The following is a 24,376-nucleotide window of genomic DNA, read 5'->3' on the forward strand; positions in this document are numbered from 1 at the left end:
TAACAAGCGGTTAACCGCGTTAACCATTTGTTAACCATTTCCCATTAACGCTTTGTTAAACACGATGGTCTGTCACCCAGGGCAAAACGGTGGCAGCGCGCATGATGCCGCACCATCCCTGCCGGTCACACCCGGAATGTCTTCGATCTCCCATCGACAGGGGCGATAGCCAATGACCAGCATCATGACCAACGCTGCCGCCATGGCGGCATTGCAGACCTTGCGTTCGATCAACAGAAACCTGGACGAGACCCAAAGCCGCGTGTCCTCCGGCTATCGCGTCGAGACCGCCGCCGACAACGCTGCCTATTGGTCGATCGCGACCACGATGCGGTCGGACAATGCGGCGCTTTCGACGGTCCAGGACGCGCTTGGCCTGGGCGCGGCCAAGGTCGATACTGCCTATGCGGCCTTGGATACCGTCATCGAGCTGATGAGCGAGGTCAAGGCGAAGCTGGTCGCGGCACGCGAACCCGGCGTCGACAAAAGCAAGATCGACAAGGAGATCTCGCAGCTCAAGGACCAGCTGGTCTCGGCCGCCCAGTCGGCATCCTTCTCGGGTGAGAACTGGCTCTACAACGACGCGGCTACGGCGGTTGGCACGAAATCCATCGTCGCCTCCTTCAATCGCAGCGCGGATGGCAGTGTCTCGGTTACGACGCTTGATTACGACACCTCGGGCTCAATTCTCGTCGACGTCCAGGATGCAAGCGCCGGCTTGCTGACGATGGCGGTGGATGCGGATGCGCTTGCCTCTAGCCCGACGGGAACGGCGCGCGAATATTACCTGATCGACGCCGGCAGCCCGCCGACCGGAACGGAAATCGCGCTTTCCGAAACGACTACCGATAACGAGTTGGACGACATGATCAGCGTCGTCGACGAGCTCATCAGCCAGCTGACCGATTCCGCCGCGACGCTCGGCGCGATCACCAGCCGCATCGAGATGCAGGAAAACTTCGTCGCCAACCTCATGGATGTGATCGACAAGGGTGTCGGCCGACTCGTGGACGCCGACATGAACGAGGAGTCGACGCGCCTGAAGGCGCTGCAGACCCAGCAGCAGCTCGGCATCCAGTCGCTGTCGATCGCCAATACCAACTCCGAAAACATCCTCAGATTGTTCCAGGAGTAAGCGAGATCTTCGCTTCCGCCGTGCCGCCGGTCATCGGCATCAGGCGGGACTGGTTGGACCGCGCTGTTGCCCTGGCGCGGTCCAACAACCTTCATTTTCGCACAAGTTTGACCGGCTAGCCTTTCCTCGCAGTCTGCTCGGCCGGCTGCCGGCCAAGATGATCCTGGTCGCCGTTGCACCGGTCCCGCTTCGGGTCCTCCACCGCGAACCGTTGCGCATCGAGAATGCTGGTCCTGTCGCTGTCTCGGGCGGAAGGGCCGAAGGAGACATCATAGACGTGTCAGGCGCTTTGGATTTCTGGACCATGAGCCACCCCCTGCCGGGCGGGGGACGTGCGCCGGCATTGGCTGCGAGCCGCCGGGGGGATCATCGATGAGTGCGTCGCTCTCCCGTTATCTCAAGGATTTCAGCGCGCCGAAGATCGAAATCACGCGCATGCCGCCGAAATATTTTCCGGACCTCGAGGCGGACTTCCCCGCCGAAGATCGGACCGCCCAGAGGCCCGCCATGCCTGAACTCGACGTCGATGCCGAGCGGCGCGAGGCTTTCGCGCAGGGTCGCGCGGAGGCCGCCGCCGAGCTCGCCTTCGAGCATCAGCGGGAAATCGCCGAGCTCAAGGCGCGCCACGCCGAGGACCTCGATGCCGTGAAGCATCGCCTGGCGGAAGACACAGCTTCGAAACTCGCCGCCGGGTTCTCCCAGATCACCGAGCGGCTGGCCCTGGCGCTTGGCGACCAGGCGGCGCGGGTGCTCGCGCCGGTCATGGAGGAGGCACTCATCAAGCGCGCCGTCGAAGACCTGGCGGTGATGGTCAGGCAGGGCATCGGCGCGGGAGAGGGGCTCACCATCACCGTCAAGGGATCGCCGGTGCTCTTCGAAGCGCTGAAACAGCATCTCGACGACGACACTCTGGTTTTCCGGCACGTCGTTGCCGACGACATCGATCTGACGGTTGAGCTGGGCGAAGCGGTTCTGGTGACCAGAATGGCGGCCTGGTCCGAAACCGTGCGGAAGGTTCTGGCATGAGCGAAGAAAGCCATCACAACGGCAAGAACGAAATCATCATCGTCAAGCGCTCCGGCGATGGACACGACGGCCATCACGGCGGCGGCTGGAAGATCGCCTATGCCGACTTCATGACGGCGATGATGGCCTTCTTCCTAGTCATGTGGTTGATCAACGCCGCCAACGAGGAAACGAAGGCGGCAATCGCTTCCTATTTCAATCCGGTGCAGCTCACCGACCAGAAGCCCGCGGAAAAGGGCCTGAAGAATCCGGCCAAGGATGCGCAGGGTGACGAGACGCAGCAGCGGTCGAAGGCGGATGGCGAGCAGGCGAAGTCCGGCGGCTCGGCCAAGACCGGCGACCAGCTGACGGCAACCTCGGGCGAGGAGACCAAATATTCCGACGCCGACTTCTTCGAGAACCCCTATTCGGTTCTCTCCGAAATCGCCAAGGAGGTCGGCCAGCAGGCCAATATCAGTGCCAAGGGCGAGGGCGGTGCCGCCCAGTCGGGCCCGGCGACCGGTGCCGACGGCGGCGAGGCCTATCGCGATCCGTTTGATCCGGATTTCTGGACCAAGCAGGTCGAGGTCAAGGACGCCGGCAATGCGGCCGAAAGCGACGTCGCGGCGGCTGAGAGGCGCGGCCCCGAGACCGATGCCGGTGAGAAGCCGGAGGCCGGCGAGGCGCTGAAGACCGCGGACGAGACTGCAAAGGGCGAAGTGCCACTCAAGAAGGAAGCGGACGCAGAGGAGCAGAAGAAGCGGGCCGAGGCCCTGAAGGCCGAAATCGAAAAGGCGGTCGGCGGCGAGGCCGGGCGGCTTCTCGAGGGACTGGTGGTGACGCCCTCCGAGGGCGGCCTGCTGGTGACGATCAGCGAGCAGACGGACGCGCCGATGTTTGCGGTGGGTTCCGCCGTTCCCGGCAAGGAGCTCGTCCTTGCCATGGAAAAGATCGGCAAGCTGCTCGCCGAGCGCCAGGGCACCGTGGCGATCCGCGGCCACACGGATGGCCGTCCGTTCAAAGACGGCACCTATGACAATTGGCGGCTGTCGGCGGCGCGTGCCCAGAGCGCCTATTACATGCTGGTGCGCGGCGGTCTCAAGGAAGAGCGCGTTAATCAGATCAGCGGCTTTGCGGACCGGCGCCTGCAGGTGCCGAACGATCCTTATGCCGCCGGCAACCGGCGGATCGAGATCCTGCTGCAGGCGGGGCAGGGCTGAGAGAGATGCTGAAGCGGCTCTGCGCCATCCTGGCGACAACAGTTCTTGCGGCTCCGCTCGCGTTTGGCGTGGCCCGCGCAAGCGAAACGGAAGAGCTCGCGCCGTTCAAGATGATCCGGTCGCTTCAATACGTCCAGGATTCCGTCGTGCTCGGCGATCACTCGGCGATCGAGATGCAGCGTTTCATGCTAGGCGAGATCGACAAGCGCCTGAGGGCGGCCGACGAAGCGATTTTTCGCGACCCCCGCAACGTCGATGCGGCGCTCGTCTACGTGATGAGCGGCGGCAATCCGGAAACGCTGGAATATCTCACCGACAGGGATATCGAGGGCAATTTCGACGCCCGCGTCACCGACTCCCTCAGGCAATATCTGCGCGGCAAGGGGCCGTTGATCGTCGAAAGCCTCTCCAAGGCGGCACCCGAATACAAGAACTCCCGGGTCGGTCCCTACCTGTTTCTGATCCTCGGCAACGCCTCGTCGCAGCAGGACCCGGTCGCCGCGATGAGATATTACGACTGGGCGCGTCTGACGGCGCCCGGGACGATCATAGAGGAGGCGGCGCTTCGCCGGTCCGTTTCGCTTGCGGTCCAGGCAGGCGATCAGGAAAAGGGCTTCCGCTATGCGCTGAACTATGCCCGCCGCTATTTGACATCGCCCTATGCGAGCCAGTTCGCCGACGTCTTCGTCGACCTGGCGGTCGCGCATTTCGACGAGGCGGTCGAAAAGAGAGTCGCCGAGATACTCGGCTTCATGGATCAGGCGCGGCAACGCGAGGTCTATCTGCGCGTCGCCAGGCGCGCAGCGATCGCCGGCAACGAGACGCTGGCGCGGCTGGCATCCGGCCGGGCCGAAGAGCTCGCACGGGCCGGCGGCGGCCAATCGCTGCTGCTGGCGAGCTTCTACGAGGGGCTCGCGGCCGTACCCTCCGAGGATGTGTTCACGGCGGCACAGACGCTGGCGGCAATTCCGGACGACAAGCTCTCGCCGCGCGACCGGGCCCTCAGGGAGGCCGCCAGGGCGATTGCGGAAGAGGTTGTGCGACGACCGCAGGATGAAAGCCCCGCGCAAGCGTCCTTGCCTATACCGGAGACACCCCCTGGCCCTGAGACCGAAGGCCGCGAAGCGGGGGAAACGGGAAGCGGCATGAGCCCCTTTGCCGACGCGACCCATACGTCGCCGTCCGAGAAGGCGCCCGCGCCGGGTGGCGAGCCGCCGACTGGCGCCGAACACCCTGCGGCATCCGATCCGGCTGTCGACGGTTTCGTGGCCAATGGGCGCTCGAAGATCAAGGAGATCGATGCGCTCCTTGCGGAGGAAGGACTATGAGGCCACTTGAAGAGACGTTCCGTGCTCCCGCCGCGGCGCTGGGAACCCGATCCGGGTCCCGGCAGGGCGGCAACGAGCAGGTTGCCGGGGAGCCTGGGGCCTTCGAGAGCGTGGTCGCCGATGCCGGCCGCCAGAAGGCGTCTGCCCAGGGTGCAATTCAGGACGCCGGATCGGATGCAGTTGACGCGCTTCCGGACGGCGCCGAAACGGCGGGTACCGAGTTCACCATCGGCAATCGCAAGCCAAGCATCTTGATCGCAAGCGCCGCCGTCACTGGAACCGGGCGGCTATCGACGCCTTCGGCGCCAGGCCATGCTCAGGGCGATCCGAACGGCGCGCTGCTGGAAGGCCAGCAATCCTCCGAGCTCAAGGTTGTTCGGGACAAAGGAAACCGGCAGTTTTCGGCGGCTTCCATCGCGGGAGAAGAGGCCGGCGATCCCGAAGACAAGACGGCCACGGATAGCCCGAAAGATCACAGGCTCGTGGAGACTGGCGCAGCGGAGAGTTCCGGGGCGTCCGATCAGATGTCGAATAGCAATGCCGCCTCCGGCGCGCCGGCCAACGGCCCTGTCAGCGACCTCCTGACCTTGCTTGGCGGCAATGCGCCGGAGGCAATGCAGATCGACAGCGCCGGTGGTGAGATCACGGACAAGACGATGCGTTCTGCAGTCGACCGCACCGCCGGCCCGGCGGCCGAGATGTCGAATATCCTGTCGGACGCCACAGCGGAAGACGGTTCACGGACCGAACAGCAAGGTGACGCAGGATCGGACCGCCTCTTCCGCCTGGCTCGCGCCGACGGCAAGGGGCAGGCGGTCTCGATGACCATTTCGGCAGGCGGCGAAGCGACCGCCGTCGAGAACGGCAATTCATCAGCCAGTGCCAGGGCCGAGACGGTGACCGTCCTCGAGGCGCGCCGCTATCTCGGGGTGGCGATGAATACAAACTCCGCCGCCGTGGCCGGCGCGATTGCCGGTGACGGCGAATGGGCACAGGCGCTCCAGTCGAGCCCCCTCCTGGCGCAGCCGGAGGCGTCGAACCACGCCGGCAAGACGCTGAACACGCTCAAGATCCAGATGCATCCGATCGAACTCGGCACGGTCACGGCCACGCTGCGCCTGAAGGACGACGAACTGCAGGTCGATCTCAAGGTGGAAACAGGCGAGGCCTTCCGTCAGTTGCGCGACGACCAGAGCGAGATAGTGAAGGCCTTGCGCGCCCAAGGCTTCGCTGTCGATCAGGTGAACGTCGTGTTCAATGCCGGCGGCGATGCTTCGAGCGGCAGCGGTTCGCATCCGCAGACGCAGGCCCAGCTTGGCCAGTCGGGCGGCGAGCGCACCGGCGGAGACAGCGGGCAGGGACGTCAGCAGCAAGACGGAGGCGCGGCGGCACAGGCCGAGACATGGTGGGGCAATGATGGAACGGACGATGCGTCTGGCGGCGTTGAGCATTCTCGCGCTGGTGACGTCTACATGTAGCGCCCTTGCGAGCACCGGCATCTGCGAGCGCGAGATTGCGTCGGCTGCGGCGAAATACGGTATTCCGACGGGAATCCTCTACTCGGTCGGGCTGACGGAGACCGGCCGCAAGGGGTCGCTCCAGCCCTATGCCATGAACATCGAGGGCAAGGCTTATTTCGGCACGAGCGTTCAGGATGTCCTCAGCCGATTCGGCGCGGCGCGGGCGCAAGGGGCGAAGCTCATCGATCTCGGCTGCATGCAGATCAATTATCACTTCCACGGCGAGCATTTCAGCTCTCCGGAGGAAATGCTTGATCCCAGGCGGAATGTCGACTATGCCGCGCGCTTCCTCTCCAATCTGCGCGCCAGACACGAGAGCTGGACGATGGCGGTCGCCCGCTATCACGCCGGGCCGAACAACGATCCGGCGCAGAAGAAATATGTCTGCAGGGTCATCGCGAACCTCGTCGCCACGGGCTATGGAAAGTGGACGCCGAACGCGGCGCAGTTTTGTCAATAATCAATCGAAGGTTGTGATAATCGGGCCGCTGCCGCATTGTGGCGACAATGCGAACAGATTGTGATCGCAAGCGCTATTTGTTGCCATGCGTTAACTTTTCCACACGAATTTAGTGTCAGCGTTAACAGGGACATACTAGATATAGATCAAATCGGCACGCATTCCTTAATCAACTATTAAAATCTCCCATTAACTTCCTCTAGTTGTTCGTGAATCCCCGGATTCGTACCTCTCAATCAGCAAGACACCCATACTGATTCGGAGGCGGACGAATGATCGTGGTGGTTGATGAAAGAGAGCTTGTGAAGGATGGCTACGCGTCGCTTTTCGGACGCGAGGGCATTCCTTCGACCGGGTTTGATCCCAAGGAATTCGGCGAATGGGTGAACACCGCCGCCGATTCGGACATCGATGCGGTAGAGGCGTTCCTGATCGGGCAGGGCGATAGCGCTTTCAGCCTGCCGCGGGCGATCCGCGATCGCTCCCAGGCGCCGGTGATCGCCATGAGCGACACGCCGTCGCTCGAAAACACCCTGGCGCTGTTCGACTGCGGCGTCGACGATGTCGTTCGCAAGCCCGTCCATCCGCGGGAAATCCTCGCACGGGTCGCGGCGATCCGTCGGCGCCTGAAGGCCATTGCCAACTACACCGACATCGGCCCGATCCGCGTCTTTGCCGACGGCCGCGACCCGGAGATTAACGGCGAAGTCTTCGCGCTGCCGCGCCGCGAGCGGCGCATTCTCGAATATCTCGTCGCCAATCGCGGCCGGCGGGTATCCAAGTCGCAGATCTTCAATGCGATCTACGGCATCTTTGACGAAGACGTCGAAGAGAACGTCGTCGAAAGCCACATCAGCAAGTTGCGCAAGAAGTTACGCAAGAAGCTCGGCTTCGACCCGATCGATTCCAAGCGTTTCCTTGGCTACTGCATCGACTGGAACTGAGCCGGACCACAACCTGGTCGGGTCAAGACAGGTTCACGCAAGGCCCGACTTCTAGTCTCCCACTGAAGCAGGAAACGAGGATCCTCTATGAGTCTCTACGGTACCATGAGAACGGGCGTCTCTGGCATGAACGCCCAGGCCAACCGCCTCAGCACGGTGGCTGAAAACATCGCGAACTCTAGCACTACCGGCTACAAGAGGGCGTCGACCGAATTCTCCTCGATGATCCTGCCTTCCAGCAACGGCTCCTACAATTCCGGCGGGGTCCAGACATCGGTGCGCTACTCGATTTCCGACCAGGGCTCGACGACCTACACGACATCGGGAAGCGACCTTGCGATCGACGGCGATGGCTTCTTCATCGTTCAAGGCGCCAACGGCCAGGAGTACCTGACGCGCGCCGGGGCCTTCGTCCAGGACGACGCTGGCAATCTCGTCAACGCCGCCGGCTTCACCCTGATGGGCTACGAGTACGAAGCGGGCGTGGATCCGACGGTCGTCGTCAACGGTTTCGATGGCCTGACCGAGGTCAACCTCGCTTCGGAAGGCCTGTCGGCGGCGGGCTCGACCGCCGGCGCGATGGGCGCCAACCTGCCTTCCGGTGCCGCGAACGGCGATGTGTCGACGACCTCCCTCATCGTCTACGACAGCCAGGGCAACACCCGCATCCTGGATTTCAACTACACGAAGCTTGCCGATAACCAGTGGGAACTGGAGATCATCGACAGGACCTCGGCCCTCTCTCTCGGCACTGCGACGCTGGATTTCGACACCGACGGCGTCCTGACTACCTCGCCGGCAAGCCTGACGCTGGACCCGACCGGGGCCGGTCTCAACCCCATTTCCGGTACGGGCGCTGTGCTCAACGACATCGTCATCGACTTTTCCGAGACGACTCAGCTTGGCACGTCGTTCACGCCGGACGGCGGCGAGATCGACGGCAACGCCCCGAGCAAGGTTTCCGGCTATCAGATCGACACCGACGGCGTCGTCTACATCAAATATGCTAACGGCGAGCTCGAGCCGCGCTATCGCATTGCTCTCGCCAATGTCCAAAGCCCCGACAAGCTGGTGCCGGAATCCGGTAACGTCTATTCGCAGGGCGTCGATTCCGGCGTCATCGTCACCGGCTTCGCCGGGTCCGGCAGCTTTGGCGAGATCCTTTCCGGCGCGCTTGAAAGCTCGAATGTCGACATCGCCGACGAGCTGACGTCGATGATCGAATCGCAGCGCAACTACACGGCCAACTCCAAGGTCTTCCAGACCGGTTCGGAGTTGCTCGAAGTTCTTGTCAACCTGAAGCGGTAATTCCCAGAAAACGGTCCCAGCATGTCGTTGTCCTCGGCAATCGCAATTGCGCAATCAGCATTCAGCACCACGGCCTCGCAAACGGCCACGGTGTCGAAGAACGTCGCCAATGCGAGCAACGCGGATTACTCGCGCCGCATGGCCATGCTGGGAACCACGGCCGACGGCGCCCAGATCGTCTCCGTCTACCGGGCGCAGAACGAGGCTCTGCTCAAGCAGAATCTCACCAGCATCTCGCAATCCTCGGCGCAGAGCAGCCTGCTTTCCGGGCTCGAGCTGTTGAAATCGGCGCTCGGCGGCAACGACTACGAGACGGCGCCATCGACCTACCTTTCCACCTTCCGCAACAGCCTGCAGACCTTCGCCTCGACACCGGGCAACTCGACGATCGCCGCAACCGTCGTCGCGGACGCCTCGGACCTTGCCAATTCGATCACTAAGACGGCGACCGCGGTCCAGGACCTGCGTCTCGATACCGACAAGCAGATCGCCGAAGAGGTCGACAACCTGAATGCACTGCTCGCCAGTTTTGAAACGGCGAACAACGCCGTCAAGGAAGCGACGGCGGCGGGCACCGACGCCTCGGCCGCGCTCGACGACCGCGACAAGCTCCTGAAGCAGATCTCCGAGCTCGTCGGCATTTCGACCGTCACCAGGGCGGACAACGATACGGTCATCTATACCTCGGACGGAACGGTCCTCTTCGAGACGCAAGCCCGGCAGGTGACGTTCACGGCAACCTCGGCCTTCGATGCATCGACGACCGGAAACGCCATCTTCGTCGACGGGGTGTCGCTTTCAGCCGGCGCCGGCGCCGACACGACCGCAGAGGGAAAGCTCGCGAGCCTCTTGCAGCTCCGCGACGACATCGCGCCGACCTTCCAGTCGCAACTCGACGAGATGGCCCGCGGCCTGGTCAGCCTCTTCCAGGAGGACGGCGCCCCCGGCCTTTTCACCTGGGCGGACGGAACGGTTCCCGCCGACGGGACGATCGAGCCCGGCATCGCCGCGTCGCTGACTGTCAACGCCGCCGCGCAAACCGATCCGTTCCTGCTTCGCGACGGCGGATTCAACGGCCTCGTCTCCAACCCCGGCGGCGCCACGGATCCGAATTCCGGCTACACCGATCTCCTCGACGGCTTCATCACCGCCATGGACGGCGACATTGATTTCGACGCGGCGGCGGGGCTCGACAGCACCAGTTCGATCATGGAATTCGCCGCCTCGTCGATCGGCTGGTTCGAGCAGATCCGCAGCGCTGCCTCGACGGCCGACGACAACAAGACGGCTCTCCTGGCACGGACGGAGGAAGCGCTGGGCAACGTCACCGGCGTCAGCATCGATGAAGAGCTCTCGCTGCTGCTCGATCTCGAACAGTCCTACAAGGCATCTGCCAAGTTGATCAGTACCGTGGACGCCATGATGGCGTCCCTTCTGGAAGCCGTGAGGTAATCATGAAGACGTCCTTCGTTTCTAATCTGGCGGTGCAGAATGCCATGCGCCTGACCATTCAGCAGGGCCAGGAGGAACTGCTGAAGCTTCAGGAGGAGGTTTCGACCGGCCGGCATGCGGATGTCGGCCTCGAGCTCGGCTCCTCCACGGCGCGCTCCGTCAACCTGCAGCGCGAGCTTGCTCGGTTGGAAACCCTGGTCGATACCAACGCCGTCGTCACGCAGCGGCTGGCGTCCTCTCAGGAAGCCCTTGGAACGATGGCGGAGGCTGCCGAGCAGGTGCGCAATACGCTCGTCACCTTCAAGGGCAACGATTCCGTCGACCAATTGTCGGTCCAGAAGACCGAGATCGAAAGCGCCATGTCGCTTTTCACCGCCTCGGCGAACACGTCCTTCAACGGCGAGTTCCTGTTTGCCGGCATCAACACCGATGTGAAGCCTTTCGAAGACTATGCCGCAACCGGTTCGGCCGCGAAGACGACCTTCGACGATGCGCTCGCGACCTACATGTCCGGCAACGACATCTCTTCCATGAGCGACTTCACTGAGGCGCAGATGGAAGACTTCATCACCAACACCCTCGAGCCACTCTATACGGACGACACGCAGTGGGCCACCGATTGGTCCGCGGCCTCGAGCCAGAACATGACGAGCCGCATCAGCACGTCCGAAGTCGTGCAGAGCTCGACCAATGCGACGACGACCGGCTTCCGCATGTTCGCTCTTGCGAGTGTGATATCCTCGGAACTGATGGACGAGGATATCGGATCGGACGTCCGGGCCTATGTCGGCGAGGCGGCACTCGGCTATGTCGAGCAGGCGATCACCGGGATCACCGCCGAACGCAGCACGCTAGGCATTTCCGAAGCGCGCGTGGAAAAGGCGAACACCTCGCTCGAAGTTCAGATCAAGCTCATCAACACCCACATCACCGATCTCGAGGGGGTCGACACCTATGATGCGTCGACCCGGATGAACACGCTGCTGACGCAGATGGAGACGTCCTACACCCTCACCGGAAGGATCCAGCAGTTGAGTTTGATAGATTTCCTCTGATGACAAGAGGATAAGGACAAGCATGAAGGATGTCTGAATGTATCAGTTTGCATACGCCGAGATCATGGAGGAAGGCGTAGCCGTTTCCAAGGATCGCGAGTGGCAAGTCCTCAATCGCTCGATCGCGCTCCTAGAAGCGGCAAAGCAGCAGAAGGGATACTCAAAGGAAGCGATCGAGGCGATCTACTACACCCGACGCGTCTGGATACGCTTCATCGAGGACCTGCGCGCTCCGGATAACCAGCTCAACGACGAACTGCGTGCCAATCTGATCTCGATCGGGATCTGGATACTGAACGAGACGGAGAAGATCCGCAAACGCGACTCCTCCAACTTCCAGGGCATAATTGACATTACCACCATCATCAGGGATGGACTGAAATGAAGAGCACACTGCGTATCTCGCTGAAATCGGGCGAACGAATCTTTGTAAACGGCGCGGTGCTTCGCGTTGACCGCAAGGTCGCCGTGGAATTCCTCAACGACGTTACCTTCCTCCTGGAAAACCACGTCCTGCAGCCGGAAGACGCCACGACACCGTTGCGGCAGCTCTACTTCATCGCCCAGATGATCCTGATCAATCCGGAAGGCGCCGAGCAGTCGACCGCCATGTTCCGCAAGTCGATCGTCATGCTGCTCGCCTGCTTCAAGAACGAGGAAGTTCTGGCGGAGCTGAAGCGCATCGACGGCCTGGTCACCCAGGGCCGTGCCTTCGAAGCGCTGAAGGCGATCCGCGGTCTTTACCCGATTGAAGAGCGCATCCTGAACAATCAGGAAATCACGCCGGCCACGATCGACCAGATTCGCAAGGAGATCGCGCCATGGCGGTAAGCGGAGTATCCTCGAGCACCTCGACGACCTCGACGACGAGTTCAACTTCGACGAGCAGCACCGACGCGACTGACGCGACCCTGAACTATCAGAGCTTCCTGAAGCTGCTCATCGCGCAGATGCAGAACCAGGATCCGACCGATCCGATGGATGCGACCGAGCAGATATCGCAGCTGGCGACCTTCTCGCAGGTCGAGCAATCGATCAAGACGAACAGCAATCTCGAAAGCCTGCTGGCGAGCGAAAGTCTTACCCAGGCTTCGACCTACATCGGCAAGACGATCACCAGCAGTGACGGCAAGACGAGCGGGGTCGTCGCCGAGGTCGAGGTGACCTCCGACGGCGTGATCGCGATCACCACCGGCGGCAAAGAGATCGCCATCGAGACCGGCATCACCGTATCGACGACCTCGTCCGGCTCGGGGACGTAATTCCTGCTCTTTAGAGCGGCGGCGGCGGACCACGCACACATAGTTGGCCCTGGCTTGACCGGCGCCGGTGATTGTTGAGAATCCTCTGAAGAATCACCCTCGAACCTAAGAGCTTCGCCGCTGCTCGTGCGCGCCGGCAGGATAGGACGAAACGCGAATGAATGAGGCGGACGCTCTCGATATCGTGCAGGCAGCGATCTGGACCGTGATCGTCGCCTCGGGTCCCGCCGTTCTGGCCGCCATGGTGGTCGGCGTTGTCATCGCTTTTATCCAGGCGCTGACCCAGGTTCAGGAAATGACGCTGACCTTCGTGCCGAAGATCCTGGCGGTGATGGTCACGGGGGCGATCTCGGCGCCGTTCGTCGGTGCACAGATCTCCATCTTCACCGACATCATCTTCTCACGAATCCAGTCGGGGTTCTGAGACTTTCGCCGCTTTATTCGGCGGGCGGAAAACTGCGCGTACCTTCCTCATCCCATCCCAATACCACCCTCGCGCAAGCTTGGGTCTCTAGATCTTCCGTCATAGTTTGGGGCAGCTCCGCGCGGCGCGCTGCCCGCCTCTCATGACGAGACGGAAGAGACATGGCACAACAGGCGACCCTGACCATCCCGAAACTCGCACCGAAGAGCCGGGACATTGGCTTCGCGCTCGGGATCGTGATGATCCTGTCGATCCTGTTTCTGCCCATTCCGCCGGTTCTCATCGACTTCGGGCTGGCCTTCTCCATCGCCTTCTCGGTGCTGATCCTGATGGTGGCGCTGTGGATTCAGCGGCCGCTCGAATTCTCGTCCTTTCCGACGATCCTGCTGATCTCGACGATGACCCGCCTGGCGCTGAACATCGCCACGACACGCGTCATCCTCTCCCATGGCCACGAGGGGCATGGCGCCGCCGGCGGCGTCATCTCGGGCTTTGCCAGCCTCGTCATGTCCGGCGACTTCGTCATCGGTCTGATCGTCTTCCTCATCCTGATCACGGTGAACTTCATCGTCATCACCAAGGGTGCGACGCGTATCGCCGAAGTTGGCGCCCGCTTCACCCTGGATGCGATCCCCGGCAAGCAGATGTCGATCGACGCCGATCTGTCGGCCGGGCTGATCGACGAGAAGGAGGCGCAGCGCCGCCGCCGCGAGCTGGAGGAGGAGAGTTCCTTCTACGGTGCGATGGACGGTGCCTCGAAATTCGTCCGCGGCGATGCGATTGCCGGCCTGATCATCACGGCGATCAATGTCTTCGGCGGCATCATCATCGGCTATCTGCGCCACGACATGCCGATCGGCGAGGCGGCGGATGTCTTCGTCAAGCTTTCGGTCGGCGACGGCCTCGTTTCGCAGATCCCGGCGTTGATCGTCTCGCTCGCCGCCGGCCTTCTCGTGTCGCGCGGCGGCACCGCCGGCTCGACCGACCAGGCCGTCGTCGGTCAGTTGAGCGGCTACCCGCGGGCGCTGATGGTTGCGGCCGGCCTCATCGTCCTCCTCTCCGTGATGCCAGGCCTGCCCTTCGTGCCCTTCGCGGTACTCGGCGGCGGCATGGCCTTCCTGGGATGGGCTATCCCGAGGCAGATCGAAGCGGCCAATGCCGAGAAGCGCGCCCAGGAGGCAGAGAAGGCGCAGCAGACGAAGGACAGCGACAGGGATTCCGTCAAATCGGTGCTGAAAACGGCGGAGATCGAGCTCCTGCTCGGCAAGCAGGTCTCCACCCGACTGCTCGGCGCGCATCAGGAGCTCGCCTTCCGCGTCGGCAAGATGCGCCGCAAGTTCGCCCTGCAATACGGGCTCGTCGTTCCGGAGATCAAGGTTTCCGACGATATCTCCATTCCGGACAAGGCCTATCACATCCGCATCCACGGCACGACCGTCGCCTCCAACACCGTGCGCGTCGGCGAAGTGCTCGTCGTTACCGGCGGCGGCCGCCGCCCCAGCGTCCCCGGCGACGAGATCCGCGAGCCGGCCTTCGGCATGCCGGCGCTTTCCATACTGGAGACCTTCACGGAAGACCTGAAGCGCGAGGGCTTCCACCCGATCGACAACGTCTCGGTCGTGCTGACGCATTTGAGCGAAGTGATCCGCAACAACCTGCCGCAGCTTCTTTCCTACAAGGACGTGAAGGTGCTGATCGAGCGGCTCGATCCGGAATACCGCAAGCTCGCCGACGAGATCTGCACCTCGCACATGTCCTATTCCGGCCTGCAGGCGGTCCTCAAATTGCTGCTCGCCGAACGCGTTTCGATCCGCAACCTGCATCTCATTCTCGAAGCCGTGGCGGAGTTGGCGCCGCATGTCCGCAAGACCGAGCAGATCGTCGAACATGTCCGGGTGCGCATGTCGCAGCAGCTCTGCGGCGATCTTGCCGAAAACGGCGTGCTGCGCGTGCTCCGGCTCGGCAACAAGTGGGACATGGTCTTCCACCAGGCGCTGAAGCGCGACGCCAAGGGCGAGATCGTCGAGTTCGACATCGACCCGCGCCACCTGGAGGAGTTCAGCGAGCAGGCGACGAAGGTTATCCGTGAACATCTCGACCGGGGCGTGCCCTTCGTGCTGGTAAGTTCGCCCGAATCCCGCTCATATGTGCGCATGATCATCGAACGCCTCTTCGCAACGCTGCCCGTGCTCTCCCATGTCGAGCTCGCCAAGGGGCTGGAAATCAAGATCATCGGCGCGCTTTCATGATCACCGATCCCGAGGGCACGGTGCTTGCGCTGTTTGCGGCATTCTGTCGGATCGGCGGCTGCATCATGATCATGCCGGGGTTCTCGACGGCGCGCGTTCCCATGCAGGTGCGGCTGTTCATCGCCGTCGCGCTCTCCATGGCCATCCTGCCGATCATGTGGACCGACATCTATCCTGCGGTCGCCGACAAGGGCCACAGCTACATCTATCTCATTGCGACCGAGAGCGTCATCGGCGCCGTCATAGGCCTCGTGGCACGCTACTACGTGCTCGGCCTGCAATTTGCCGGGACGGCCATCACCATGCTGATCGGCTTCAACCCGCCGCCGGCGACCGACGTGCTCGAAGAAACGGCGGAAAACCAGCTCACCAGCATGATCAGCTTCGCCGGCCTGATGCTTCTCTTCATGCTCGACTTTCACCACGTGATCTTCGAGGCCATCGCGCAGTCCTATCGTGCGATGCCGATCGGCATCGGCTTCGATCCGCAGGGCATGCTGATCACGCTTTCGAATTCGCTCGGGCAGACTTTCATGATCATGCTGCGCCTGGCGAGCCCCTTCGTGATTTACGGCCTGCTGTTCAACGTGGCGATCGGCATGGTCAACAAGCTTGCCCCGCAGGTTCCGGTCTATTTCATTTCCCAGCCCTATCTGATCATGGGCGGCCTGTTCCTGCTCTATCTCGGCGTGGCGGCGATGCTGCGCCTGTTTGCCGACGGCTTCGCGCCGGTGATGCAAGGTGGCTAGAAAACGATGAAATCGCGGTCGGATAAACTGAAGCGCCTAGTCGCCGTGCAGCGGCACCTTGAGCGAATGGCCGAAAGCGAACTTGCCGAGACGGCCCGCCAGCGCGGCGTGCTGGCCGAAACGATCGATGTCGTCGTCGATGCCATGGGCTCGGCCCATCCCATGCACCGCGTCTTCTCGGGTCATTATGCCTCGCAGCTCGGCCGGCTGATGCAGAAGGACCAGATGCTGCTCGGCATGCAGCAGGTGCACGAGGCGCGCATGCTGAAGGAGCGTGCGAAGGGCGATCGGCTGGAAGAGAGCATGAAGGAGGCGCGCATGGCGGAAGACCGCCAGGCGGACGACAATCAGGTACTCGACCTCATCGATCAGCATGTCGCCGGTTACGCGCCAGCTTCCGGTAAGGTTGAGGGGCGATAGTGGGTTATCCGGGCGGGCCGTCGAAAAGGTCCTCCGGTTCGCACTGATTGCGCTGCCCCGTGTGACAAGACGCAGGGCCGCCGCCTCGAAAGGATCTGACATGGCTATTTCCCCGCCCAGCGATCTGGTGCTGGACGTCGTCCGCGCGGCCGATCCGGCGGAAGTGCAGGAGGCGCAGGCACGGCTCAAGTCCAATCGCGCCGCCTTTCAGGCCACTAGTCTTGCGGAAAACGGCAAGGGCTTCGCCGCTGCGGTTTCGGTGCTGAATTCCTCGGAAGGATCGACCGGCCTCGGCGACATCAGCAACCGCGTCGAACCGAAGAAGGTGCCGGAGACCTACCGCAAGTTCGAGGCGATGGTGCTGCAGAATTTCGTCAAGTCGATGCTGCCGAGCGAAAGCGAGAACGTCTTCGGCAAGGGCACGTCAGGCGAGGTCTGGAAAGGCATGATGGCGGAGCAGATTGCCAACGTGCTGGCTGACGGCGGCGGCATCGGCATAGCCGACCGGATGGTCGGCAGCGATCCGGCCGAACGCGCCAATGCGCGGCTTGACGACGATACGAGCAACCTCGCCGCCGGCATGATTCACGAATTCGAGCGCAATGCCGGGCTGCTGACCGCCGACGAGAAGAAGAACCAGGCATGATTTGGTCGGGACGGCTTGCGCCTTTGTAGGCTGCCTTCCCTGAAACGCATAATTCGGGAGTTGATTTATGGAAGCTGTGGCATCCCACGATCTGCGGATACAGAACGTTCTCGGCCGGTTGGAGATGATCATCGACAACGAGAACAGCCGCATCGGCGTGGACCCGAAATTCGACATCAAGACGTCGAACGCGCACAAGAGCCGCTGCCTTTACGAGCTGACAATGTTGCATCGAGCCGCCGGGCCCGGCGAAATCTCGCCCTCCTTCGCTTCGCAGACGCGCCACCTCAGGCAGAAGCTGAAGCTTAACGCCCAGAAGGTCGAGGCGCATCTCGAAGCCGTGCGCTCGGTCGTCGATCTTCTGAAGACCGCCGCTCAGGACGCCGATGCCGATGGCATCTACACCGAAGCGCAATTCCGCTATAGCGATTTCTGATGCTGAAGCTTGTCCTCACCGGGGTTTGGGTCTGCGCCGTGACGCTCGGATCCGTCTATTTCTCGATGCAGTACGCCTCGGCGCCTGTTCTCTCGGACGCCGAGGCCGACAGGCGGGCATCGGAGGAATATGTTCCGGGAGAGATCATCACCGTCCCGGTGATCGAGGACGGCGCGGTCCAGGGCTACTTCCTGGCGAAATTGTCTTTTTCGGCAACGCGGGAGGGGATAAAGAAGCTCCACGCACCGCTCCGACAGATCGTGACCGACGAACTCTATGACATGCTCGTCGGCTCGCGGTTCGTCGATGTCGCCGACACCGGCAGCTTCGACCTGCCGAGCTTCAGGGTCGCCGTCAAGGACGGCCTCAACAAGAAGCTGGGTGGCGAGGTCATCACCGAAGTCCTGGTGGAACAGCTCGAATATCTCGGCAAGGACGACATGAACCGCGCCGCGAATGGCGAGGACAGGCCCTACAAAGAGCCCGTTGCCGTGGTCGACAGGAACGGCAAGGTCGCTGCCGACAAGATCCCCGAAGGAGCCGTGAAGGCGACGAGCGGCCATTGAGGCCCACTCATTTCGCTTCGCGGTATTGTTCGTCCGCAGGGCCGATCCTGGCCCTCAGTCGGCCGACCGCCAAATGGTAGGGATAAAGGCTTGCTATTGCAAGGCCCGTTTCCGACCATAGCTTGAGGCCGCGCGGCAGCGACACGGCGAGCAGTCCGATGGTTTTGCCGAGCGCTCGCAACCGCCCGGCAAGGGTCGCATCGCGCTGATGCTCGAGCAGCGTCGAAATCGCCCCCTGTTCGAGACTGCGGGCGCGGATCCAGGACGCGGTGGTGTGGTCTCGCGGAACTGCTTCCGCCACCCAGGCCTCTGCCGCCCAGGCAAAAGAGAACCCCTTCGCCCTGCATCGATTGAAGAAATCCCCGTCGCCGACGCCGGCGAAATTGAGGGCCGGGTTCAGAAACGGCCGCGGCATGGCATCGAGCACCGCTCGCGTGATGAGGACATTGCCGGCGGAATAAAGCCTCGGCACCGGCCCGGTGGCATCGTAGTGGGGCGAAAAGATGGGATGATACTTCCATTTCTGCCCATCCGAATCCTCGAAGACCGGTAGCTGCGGGCCGCCGACGATGTCCGCCGCGTGGCCCTCCTGAACGGCGACAAGGCCATCGAGCCATTCGGGAGCAGCAACCGCATCGTCGTAGATCACCGCTATCGCGCGCAGGTTCTGATAGTGGTCGAGGGCTGCCGCCCAACCGGCATTGCATGCATGGCTGTGGCCCTGCCGATGGGCGACGATCACGGTCGAATCCGACCGGTGTTCGAGAAAAAAGCGCTTTGCCGCTTCGGCGCCGGCGAGACCGTCCGGGTCGTTTTCAACCACCACGGTCGCGTAAGGAACGTCGGGCCTTTGGGAGACGATGGTCTTCAACGTCTTGACGAGATGGTCCGGGCGGCGAAATGTCGGGACCACGACGACGAGTTCGATATCCGCCGTATTCTCCCTTTCGCTCTGGAAGTGGATCGAAATATCCTCACCGGTCGGCGACATCGACAAAACCCGCGCAGCTAAAGGCAAGCAATAAAACAAATCTTCGAACGTGAATCGGAATGGGAGTGTATCACGTTAACGGCCGGAGCGTGACTGGCGGGCATGATCCTGACGGAGCCTGACGATCGCTCGCGGTTGGGTCCAATGGGCTGCTGCCATGCGACCGAACTCTCAAGCGCCCGTCGCCTGAACGCCCGGCCTTGCAACCGTGCAAGGAAATGCGCCGAATGGCGTTGCGGTTCCTCCAAGCCCTTGCATTTATGCGTTTGGGACAGCATAGGGCGCTTGCAGGCAATTGCGCAAAGCGACGCCAGCTAGAGTGTGGCGCGTCGAGGACAAACCGGGAGATACGCCGTGACGACTGTGATTGATGGCAAGGCCGTTGCCGCTTCGGTCATCGAAACCGTGAAATCCGCTACCAAGACGCTGGAGACGGAGGCAGGCGTCCGGGCCGGCCTCGCGGTGGTCATCGTCGGCGACGATCCGGCGAGCCATGCCTATGTGTCGGCGAAAAGCCGGATGGCGAAGGAATGCGGTTTCCTCTCCGTCCAGCACACGCTGCCCGAGGAGACCTCGCAGGAGGAGCTGGCGGCGCTCGTCACCGAGCTCAATGCCGATCCGTCGATCCACGGCATCCTCGTCCAACTGCCTCTGCCGAAACATCTTCAATCGGAGCCGATCATCCAGTCGATCCTCCCCGAGAAGGATGTCGACGGTCTGCATGTCGTCAATGCCGGCAAGGTCGCGACGGGCGATCTCGACGGCGGGCTGGTTTCATGCACTCCGGCCGGCGCCATGGTCTTCGTGCGCCGCACCCATGGTGAAGACCTCTCCGGGCTGAACGCCGTCGTCATCGGCCGCTCCAATCTCTTCGGCAAGCCCATGTCGGCGCTGCTGCTCGCCGCCCATGCGACGGTGACGACCGCACATTCGCGCACCAAGGATCTTCCGGCCGTGTGCCGCAACGCCGATATTCTCGTGGCGGCGGTCGGCCGGCCGGAAATGGTCAAGGCCGATTGGGTGAAGCCCGGCGCGCTGGTCATCGATGTCGGCATCAACCGCGTCCCGGCGCCGGAGCGCGGCGAGGGCAAGACGAAGCTCGTCGGCGACGTCGCCTTCGAGGAATGCGCCAAGATCGCAAGCGTCATCACGCCGGTTCCGGGTGGCGTCGGGCCGATGACGATCGCCATGCTGATGGCGAACACGATCATCGCCGCCTACCGCAGGGCCGGTCGCAAGCCGCCGAAGTTCTGACGACGAAGTCCGTCTCTACCGGCCCGGGGCGGGTCCGGTCGAAGCGCGCACGATCAGCTCGGCGCGCCAGAGTTCCTGTTCCGGATAGTCGCCGCGGCCGATGATCCCCCCGATCAGCCGAGTCGCGATGCGCGCGCCGGCAGCCCTCAGTGATGAGCGGGTGGTCGTCAGCGGCACGCTGAAGTTCTCCGGCTTCAGCATCGGCAGGACGTCGTCATGGGCGATGACCGAGATGTCGCTGCCGATGGCGAGCCCCGCCCGGTTGATCGCCCGCACTGCGCCGAGCGCCAGCACCGTACTGGAGCAAAGGACCGCCGTCGGCGGGTTGGGCCGTTCAAGAAAGTGCTGCATGCTTCGATAGCCGTATTCGTCGGCCATCACCGAATGATGGACGAGTTCTTCGTCGAGTCCGAGGCCCCATTCGGTAAGCGCCCGCGTCACCCCCTTTTTCCGGCGGATGGAAAAGGCGAGATAGTCCGGCCCGTTGATCAGCGCGATCCGGTGGTGGCCGAGTTGCAGAAGAAGCTTGGTGGCGTCGTAGAAGGCCTGGGTATTGTCGATGTCGACAAACGGGTAATCGCGCGCCCCCCCGATCGACCGGCCGTGAACGACGAAGGGAATGGAGAGCGCCTTCAGCATGGGAATGCGCGGATCGTTGGGGCGCATATAGGCGAGGAAGACCGCGTCGACATTGCCGCTTGCCGCCAGCCGCCGGAACGTTGCCTCCTCGTCGTCCGGTGCGCTCGGATTGAGGACGAAATGAAAATCGTGCTTCACCGACTCCTCTGCGAGGCCGGCGAGGAACTCGCCGAAATGGATGTCCGAATCGATGCCCGCCGCGATCGGCATGACGAGCCCGATCGAATAGGCCTTGCCGGTTGCCAGCCGCTGGGCGGCACGATTCGGCCGGTAGCCGGTCTCCCGCACCGCCTGCAGCACCCTTTGCCGCGTGTCCGCATTAACTTCCGGATAGCCGTTGAGTGCGCGACTGACGGTCGTCTGTGAGAGGCCGAGGATCTCCGCCAGCTGCTTCAGATTCACTGCCATGGCCGGTTTCCTCTCAAAGCGCTTTGGATATTCGCTTTATTTTTTGCCCTTTCGGCAAGCGCTAACTTGTCCTGATACCATCCGGCCCGCCTATGAAAAAGCTCGAAACCTTCATTTTGCGCCGCAAAACCTTGCCGCAGGGCAAAATGTTGCAATGCAGCGCGCAGCCGGATGAAAGCTCTTGACTCTTTCTTGGCGGCAATGGAGTGTTAGCAAACTCAAAGCGCTTTGAATAACGTGTCTTTGACGATGCACCCGTGGCGCAGCGCCCGGGTTTCTTTTTGGGGAGGACCGAACGTGAAGAGATCATTGCTGATTGGCGTCGCTGCGCTCGCTTTGCTTGCAGGGGCTGCCAGCGCTGCCGACCTGAAGTTCAAGCCGGGCGAGGATTCGAAGTTCAATTGGGGAAGCTTCGAGGAGTTCAAGAACGGGCACGACCTGAAAGGCCAGACGCTGACGATCTTCGGTCCCTGGCGCGGCGAGGACGAGGCTCTGTTCAAGAGCGTCTTTGCCTATTTCGTCGAAGCGACGGGCGTCGAGGTCAAGTATTCCTCTTCCGAAAACTACGAACAGCAGATCGTCATCGACACCCAGGCCGGCAGCCCACCCGATGTGGCGATCCTACCCCAGCCAGGCCTGATTGCCGACCTTGCCGCCAAGGGCCTCCTGACGCCGCTCGGCGACGAAACCAAGCAATGGCTGCTCGACAACTACGCCGCCGGTCAGTCCTGGGTGGATCTCTCCACCTATAACGGCAAGGACGGCACGGCGGCGCTCTATGCCTTTCCCTACAAGATCGACGTCAAGTCGCTCGTCTGGTACGTCCCGGAAAACTTCGAGGACGCCGGCTACGAAGTGCCGAAGACCATGGAAGAGCTGAAGGCTCTGACCGAGAAGATCGCGGCCGACGGCGAGAAGCCCTGGTGCATCGGTCTCGGATCGGGCGGCGCCACCGGCTGGCCGGCGACGGACTGGGTCGAGGACCTGATGCTGCGCACGCAGTCGCCCGAAGTCTATGACAAGTGGGTCAAAAACGAAATTCCCTTCACCGACCCGGCAGTGATCAACGCGATCGATGAATTCGGCTGGTTTGCGCGAAACGACAAGTTCGTCGACGGCGGCGCGGCGGCGGTCGCCTCCACCGACTTCCGCGATAGCCCGAAGGGTCTCTTTGCTTCGCCGCCGAAGTGCTATCTGCACCACCAGGCCTCTTTCATTCCATCCTTCTTCCCGGAAGGTACGGTGGTTGGCGAGGATGCCGACTTCTTCTACATGCCGCCCTATGAAAGCAAGAAGGAGCTTGGCAATCCGGTGCTCGGCGCCGGCACGCTTGCGATGATCACCAAGGATACGCCGGCCGCGCGCGCGTTCATCGAGTTCCTGAAGACGCCGATCGCGCATGAGGTCTGGATGGCCCAGACGAGCTTCCTGACGCCCTATAAGAGCGTCAATGTCGACGTCTACGGCAACCCGCCGCTGAAGAAGCAGGGCGAGATCCTGCTCAACGCCACGACCTTCCGCTTCGACGGTTCGGACCTGATGCCCGGCAAGATCGGCGCCGGCGCGCTCTGGACCGGCATGGTCGACTATGTCGGCGGCAAGCCCTCGGCCGACGTCGCGGCTGGTGTCCAGAAGGCGTGGGACGCTATCAAGTAGTCTCCAGGGCGGCGGACCAATGCCTCGTCCGCCGCCTTTCCTCTTCGGATCAGCCTGCCTGCTGCATTTTTAAATCGCAGCCGATTTAAGCATGCAGTAACTCAAAGGTTACGGCGGCCTTTGCGCGTCTGATGAGACGCGCGCCGCTGTAGGCGGGTATCCCAATAAAAAGCGGAAGCCGCCATCGTGCAATGCGCCTGGAGCGACCGGTTCCGGAGGCGTTTGAGGGGAGGGATGTGTCATGCAGCTTGTCGCTGCGATTGTGACGATGATAGCCGGTGTCCTGGCCTGTGCGGTCTATTTCTGGGCCACCAATTTCATTCTCGATTGGATTTTCCCTTCGAAGGGGCTGTCAGGCACTGCCGCCTCCCGCAATTTGCGGATCACTAACGCGATCCGGCCGTGGCTGTTCCTGGCGCCGGCCCTGTTCGCGCTGACGATCTATCTCATCTATCCGGTGGTCCAATCCGTTTGGTTGAGCTTCCACGACAGGGGCGGCCAGAATTTCGTCGGCGCGCGCAACTACAGCTGGATGATCAATGACGGTGAATTCCGCCAGTCGATCTTCAACAATTTCCTCTGGCTCCTGGTCGTGCCGGCGCTCTCGACCTTCTTCGGCCTGATCATCGCCGCGCTGACCGACCGCATCTGGTGGGGCAACATCGCCAAGACGCTGATCTTCATGCCGATGGCGATCTCCTTCGTCGGCGCCGCCGTCATCTGGAAATTCATCTACGACTACCGGGCTGCCGGCTCCGAGCAGATCGGGCTCCTGAACGCCATCGTCGTCGCCTTCGGCGGTGAGCCGCAGGCCTGGATCACGCTTCCATTCTGGAACAATTTCTTCCTGATGGTCATCCTCATCTGGATACAGACCGGTTTCGCCATGGTCATCCTCTCGGCGGCGCTGCGCGGCATTCCGGAGGAGACGATCGAGGCGGCGGTTATCGACGGCGCCAACGGCTGGCAGATCTTCTTCAAGATCATGGTGCCGCAGATCTGGGGGACGATAGCGGTCGTCTGGACGACCATCACCATCCTTGTCCTGAAGGTCTTCGACATCGTGCTCGCAATGACCAATGGCCAATGGCAGAGCCAGGTGCTTGCCAACCTAATGTTCGACTGGATGTTCCGCGGCGGCGGCGACTTCGGCCGCGGCGCGTCGATCGCGGTGGTCATCATGATCCTCGTCATTCCGATCATGATCTGGAACATCCGCAACGCGACCAAGGAATCGGGAGGTCACTGA

The 24,376-nt window shown here is 62.3% G+C and carries 25 protein-coding genes; 23 read left to right on the top strand and 2 right to left on the bottom strand.

Features of this window, described 5'->3' with window-relative positions; translation table 11 throughout:
- The first annotated feature begins 172 nt into the window (after window positions 1-172).
- From SS05631_RS01540 to SS05631_RS01635, 20 genes are all read left to right on the top strand, one after another.
- The gene (locus SS05631_RS01540) at window positions 173-1,135 is read left to right on the top strand and encodes a flagellin (RefSeq protein WP_037423923.1); all 963 of its coding nucleotides are present in this window, start codon (window positions 173-175) and stop codon (window positions 1,133-1,135) included.
- A 372-nt stretch (window positions 1,136-1,507) separates the two neighbouring features.
- Complete coding sequence (locus tag SS05631_RS01545; RefSeq protein ID WP_037423926.1) at window positions 1,508-2,161, top strand: hypothetical protein; 654 nt, start codon at window positions 1,508-1,510, stop codon at window positions 2,159-2,161.
- Window positions 2,158-3,360: a MotB family protein gene (locus SS05631_RS01550; RefSeq protein ID WP_037423929.1), complete on the top strand. Its 1,203-nt coding sequence runs from the start codon at window positions 2,158-2,160 to the stop codon at window positions 3,358-3,360. Before SS05631_RS01545 ends, SS05631_RS01550 begins: the two co-directional genes overlap by 4 nt.
- A 5-nt stretch (window positions 3,361-3,365) precedes the next feature.
- Window positions 3,366-4,688: a chemotaxis protein MotC gene (gene motC, locus SS05631_RS01555; protein WP_037423932.1), complete on the top strand. Its 1,323-nt coding sequence runs from the start codon at window positions 3,366-3,368 to the stop codon at window positions 4,686-4,688.
- Window positions 4,685-6,166, top strand: coding sequence for a flagellar hook-length control protein FliK (locus SS05631_RS01560; protein ID WP_037423935.1), 1,482 nt, complete (start codon window positions 4,685-4,687; stop codon window positions 6,164-6,166). The genes motC and SS05631_RS01560 overlap by 4 nt, the downstream gene beginning before the upstream one ends.
- The gene (locus SS05631_RS01565) at window positions 6,117-6,668 is read left to right on the top strand and encodes a lytic transglycosylase domain-containing protein (RefSeq protein ID WP_037423938.1); all 552 of its coding nucleotides are present in this window, start codon (window positions 6,117-6,119) and stop codon (window positions 6,666-6,668) included. Before SS05631_RS01560 ends, SS05631_RS01565 begins: the two co-directional genes overlap by 50 nt.
- Before the next feature lie 272 nt (window positions 6,669-6,940).
- Window positions 6,941-7,612 (top strand): response regulator transcription factor, encoded by a 672-nt coding sequence (locus SS05631_RS01570; RefSeq protein ID WP_037423941.1) that lies wholly within the window; start codon window positions 6,941-6,943, stop codon window positions 7,610-7,612.
- Window positions 7,613-7,699: 87 nt separating this feature from the next.
- Entirely contained in the window at window positions 7,700-8,920 is a 1,221-nt protein-coding gene (locus SS05631_RS01575; protein WP_037423945.1) for a flagellar hook protein FlgE, read from the top strand.
- A gap of 21 nt (window positions 8,921-8,941) precedes the next feature.
- Entirely contained in the window at window positions 8,942-10,372 is a 1,431-nt protein-coding gene (flgK, locus tag SS05631_RS01580) for a flagellar hook-associated protein FlgK (RefSeq protein WP_037423947.1), read from the top strand.
- A gap of 2 nt (window positions 10,373-10,374) precedes the next feature.
- Complete coding sequence (locus tag SS05631_RS01585; protein WP_037423950.1) at window positions 10,375-11,427, top strand: flagellar hook-associated family protein; 1,053 nt, start codon at window positions 10,375-10,377, stop codon at window positions 11,425-11,427.
- A 37-nt stretch (window positions 11,428-11,464) separates the two neighbouring features.
- Window positions 11,465-11,812 carry a flagellar biosynthesis regulator FlaF gene (gene flaF / locus SS05631_RS01590; RefSeq protein ID WP_014327358.1) on the top strand — a complete coding sequence of 116 codons (348 nt, stop codon included), beginning with the start codon at window positions 11,465-11,467 and terminating at the stop codon, window positions 11,810-11,812.
- Window positions 11,809-12,258, top strand: a complete 450-nt coding sequence (gene flbT / locus SS05631_RS01595) for a flagellar biosynthesis repressor FlbT (protein WP_012706881.1) — start codon at window positions 11,809-11,811, stop codon at window positions 12,256-12,258. The genes flaF and flbT overlap by 4 nt, the downstream gene beginning before the upstream one ends.
- A complete protein-coding gene (gene flgD, locus SS05631_RS01600; protein WP_037423953.1) occupies window positions 12,249-12,689 on the top strand; it encodes a flagellar hook assembly protein FlgD in 441 nt (146 codons plus the stop codon). The genes flbT and flgD overlap by 10 nt, the downstream gene beginning before the upstream one ends.
- Window positions 12,690-12,846: 157 nt before the next feature.
- Entirely contained in the window at window positions 12,847-13,113 is a 267-nt protein-coding gene (gene fliQ, locus SS05631_RS01605) for a flagellar biosynthesis protein FliQ (RefSeq protein WP_037423956.1), read from the top strand.
- Window positions 13,114-13,274: 161 nt separating this feature from the next.
- Window positions 13,275-15,362: a flagellar biosynthesis protein FlhA gene (flhA, locus tag SS05631_RS01610; RefSeq protein ID WP_037423958.1), complete on the top strand. Its 2,088-nt coding sequence runs from the start codon at window positions 13,275-13,277 to the stop codon at window positions 15,360-15,362.
- Window positions 15,359-16,111, top strand: coding sequence for a flagellar biosynthetic protein FliR (gene fliR / locus SS05631_RS01615; protein WP_037423960.1), 753 nt, complete (start codon window positions 15,359-15,361; stop codon window positions 16,109-16,111). The genes flhA and fliR overlap by 4 nt, the downstream gene beginning before the upstream one ends.
- 6 nt (window positions 16,112-16,117) lie before the next feature.
- The gene (locus SS05631_RS01620; protein WP_037423963.1) at window positions 16,118-16,531 is read left to right on the top strand and encodes a hypothetical protein; all 414 of its coding nucleotides are present in this window, start codon (window positions 16,118-16,120) and stop codon (window positions 16,529-16,531) included.
- A gap of 100 nt (window positions 16,532-16,631) precedes the next feature.
- Window positions 16,632-17,177, top strand: a complete 546-nt coding sequence (locus tag SS05631_RS01625; RefSeq protein WP_037423965.1) for a rod-binding protein — start codon at window positions 16,632-16,634, stop codon at window positions 17,175-17,177.
- 67 nt (window positions 17,178-17,244) lie between these two features.
- Window positions 17,245-17,613, top strand: coding sequence for a hypothetical protein (locus SS05631_RS01630; RefSeq protein ID WP_037423967.1), 369 nt, complete (start codon window positions 17,245-17,247; stop codon window positions 17,611-17,613).
- Window positions 17,613-18,179 (top strand): hypothetical protein, encoded by a 567-nt coding sequence (locus SS05631_RS01635; RefSeq protein WP_037423970.1) that lies wholly within the window; start codon window positions 17,613-17,615, stop codon window positions 18,177-18,179. The genes SS05631_RS01630 and SS05631_RS01635 overlap by 1 nt, the downstream gene beginning before the upstream one ends.
- A gap of 7 nt (window positions 18,180-18,186) precedes the next feature.
- Here the strand turns inward: SS05631_RS01635 and SS05631_RS01640 are convergent, their stop codons facing one another.
- Entirely contained in the window at window positions 18,187-19,170 is a 984-nt protein-coding gene (locus SS05631_RS01640) for a glycosyltransferase (RefSeq protein WP_037424105.1), read from the bottom strand.
- Window positions 19,171-19,524: 354 nt separating this feature from the next.
- On the opposite strand from SS05631_RS01640, the gene folD reads away from it, so the two are divergent.
- Window positions 19,525-20,424, top strand: coding sequence for a bifunctional methylenetetrahydrofolate dehydrogenase/methenyltetrahydrofolate cyclohydrolase FolD (folD, locus tag SS05631_RS01645; protein WP_037423972.1), 900 nt, complete (start codon window positions 19,525-19,527; stop codon window positions 20,422-20,424).
- 15 nt (window positions 20,425-20,439) lie between these two features.
- Here folD and SS05631_RS01650 read toward each other — a convergent pair whose 3' ends face one another.
- On the bottom strand, window positions 20,440-21,471 hold the full coding sequence (locus tag SS05631_RS01650) for a substrate-binding domain-containing protein (RefSeq protein ID WP_095677905.1): 1,032 nt from the start codon (window positions 21,469-21,471) through the stop codon (window positions 20,440-20,442).
- Between the two features lie 297 nt (window positions 21,472-21,768).
- On the opposite strand from SS05631_RS01650, the gene SS05631_RS01655 reads away from it, so the two are divergent.
- Together SS05631_RS01655 and SS05631_RS01660 are read left to right on the top strand one after the other, a co-directional pair.
- Window positions 21,769-23,127, top strand: coding sequence for an ABC transporter substrate-binding protein (locus tag SS05631_RS01655; protein WP_037423978.1), 1,359 nt, complete (start codon window positions 21,769-21,771; stop codon window positions 23,125-23,127).
- 241 nt (window positions 23,128-23,368) lie between these two features.
- The gene (locus SS05631_RS01660; RefSeq protein ID WP_037423981.1) at window positions 23,369-24,376 is read left to right on the top strand and encodes a sugar ABC transporter permease; all 1,008 of its coding nucleotides are present in this window, start codon (window positions 23,369-23,371) and stop codon (window positions 24,374-24,376) included.

This window comes from Sinorhizobium sp. CCBAU 05631 (assembly GCF_002288505.1).
Taxonomy (GTDB): Bacteria; Pseudomonadota; Alphaproteobacteria; order Rhizobiales; family Rhizobiaceae; genus Sinorhizobium; species Sinorhizobium fredii_C.

What these genes read in the sequence shown, in the direction of transcription:
- SS05631_RS01540 (WP_037423923.1), top strand. Translation starts at nt 173, where the DNA reads ATGACCAGCATCATGACCAACGCTGCCGCCATGGCGGCATTGCAGACC.
- SS05631_RS01545 (WP_037423926.1), top strand. Translation starts at nt 1,508, where the DNA reads ATGAGTGCGTCGCTCTCCCGTTATCTCAAGGATTTCAGCGCGCCGAAG.
- SS05631_RS01550 (WP_037423929.1), top strand. Translation starts at nt 2,158, where the DNA reads ATGAGCGAAGAAAGCCATCACAACGGCAAGAACGAAATCATCATCGTC.
- motC (WP_037423932.1), top strand. Translation starts at nt 3,366, where the DNA reads ATGCTGAAGCGGCTCTGCGCCATCCTGGCGACAACAGTTCTTGCGGCT.
- SS05631_RS01560 (WP_037423935.1), top strand. Translation starts at nt 4,685, where the DNA reads ATGAGGCCACTTGAAGAGACGTTCCGTGCTCCCGCCGCGGCGCTGGGA.
- SS05631_RS01565 (WP_037423938.1), top strand. Translation starts at nt 6,117, where the DNA reads ATGCGTCTGGCGGCGTTGAGCATTCTCGCGCTGGTGACGTCTACATGT.
- SS05631_RS01570 (WP_037423941.1), top strand. Translation starts at nt 6,941, where the DNA reads ATGATCGTGGTGGTTGATGAAAGAGAGCTTGTGAAGGATGGCTACGCG.
- SS05631_RS01575 (WP_037423945.1), top strand. Translation starts at nt 7,700, where the DNA reads ATGAGTCTCTACGGTACCATGAGAACGGGCGTCTCTGGCATGAACGCC.
- flgK (WP_037423947.1), top strand. Translation starts at nt 8,942, where the DNA reads ATGTCGTTGTCCTCGGCAATCGCAATTGCGCAATCAGCATTCAGCACC.
- SS05631_RS01585 (WP_037423950.1), top strand. Translation starts at nt 10,375, where the DNA reads ATGAAGACGTCCTTCGTTTCTAATCTGGCGGTGCAGAATGCCATGCGC.
- flaF (WP_014327358.1), top strand. Translation starts at nt 11,465, where the DNA reads ATGTATCAGTTTGCATACGCCGAGATCATGGAGGAAGGCGTAGCCGTT.
- flbT (WP_012706881.1), top strand. Translation starts at nt 11,809, where the DNA reads ATGAAGAGCACACTGCGTATCTCGCTGAAATCGGGCGAACGAATCTTT.
- flgD (WP_037423953.1), top strand. Translation starts at nt 12,249, where the DNA reads ATGGCGGTAAGCGGAGTATCCTCGAGCACCTCGACGACCTCGACGACG.
- fliQ (WP_037423956.1), top strand. Translation starts at nt 12,847, where the DNA reads ATGAATGAGGCGGACGCTCTCGATATCGTGCAGGCAGCGATCTGGACC.
- flhA (WP_037423958.1), top strand. Translation starts at nt 13,275, where the DNA reads ATGGCACAACAGGCGACCCTGACCATCCCGAAACTCGCACCGAAGAGC.
- fliR (WP_037423960.1), top strand. Translation starts at nt 15,359, where the DNA reads ATGATCACCGATCCCGAGGGCACGGTGCTTGCGCTGTTTGCGGCATTC.
- SS05631_RS01620 (WP_037423963.1), top strand. Translation starts at nt 16,118, where the DNA reads ATGAAATCGCGGTCGGATAAACTGAAGCGCCTAGTCGCCGTGCAGCGG.
- SS05631_RS01625 (WP_037423965.1), top strand. Translation starts at nt 16,632, where the DNA reads ATGGCTATTTCCCCGCCCAGCGATCTGGTGCTGGACGTCGTCCGCGCG.
- SS05631_RS01630 (WP_037423967.1), top strand. Translation starts at nt 17,245, where the DNA reads ATGGAAGCTGTGGCATCCCACGATCTGCGGATACAGAACGTTCTCGGC.
- SS05631_RS01635 (WP_037423970.1), top strand. Translation starts at nt 17,613, where the DNA reads ATGCTGAAGCTTGTCCTCACCGGGGTTTGGGTCTGCGCCGTGACGCTC.
- SS05631_RS01640 (WP_037424105.1), bottom strand. Translation starts at nt 19,170, where the DNA reads ATGTCGCCGACCGGTGAGGATATTTCGATCCACTTCCAGAGCGAAAGG.
- SS05631_RS01650 (WP_095677905.1), bottom strand. Translation starts at nt 21,471, where the DNA reads ATGGCAGTGAATCTGAAGCAGCTGGCGGAGATCCTCGGCCTCTCACAG.
- SS05631_RS01660 (WP_037423981.1), top strand. Translation starts at nt 23,369, where the DNA reads ATGCAGCTTGTCGCTGCGATTGTGACGATGATAGCCGGTGTCCTGGCC.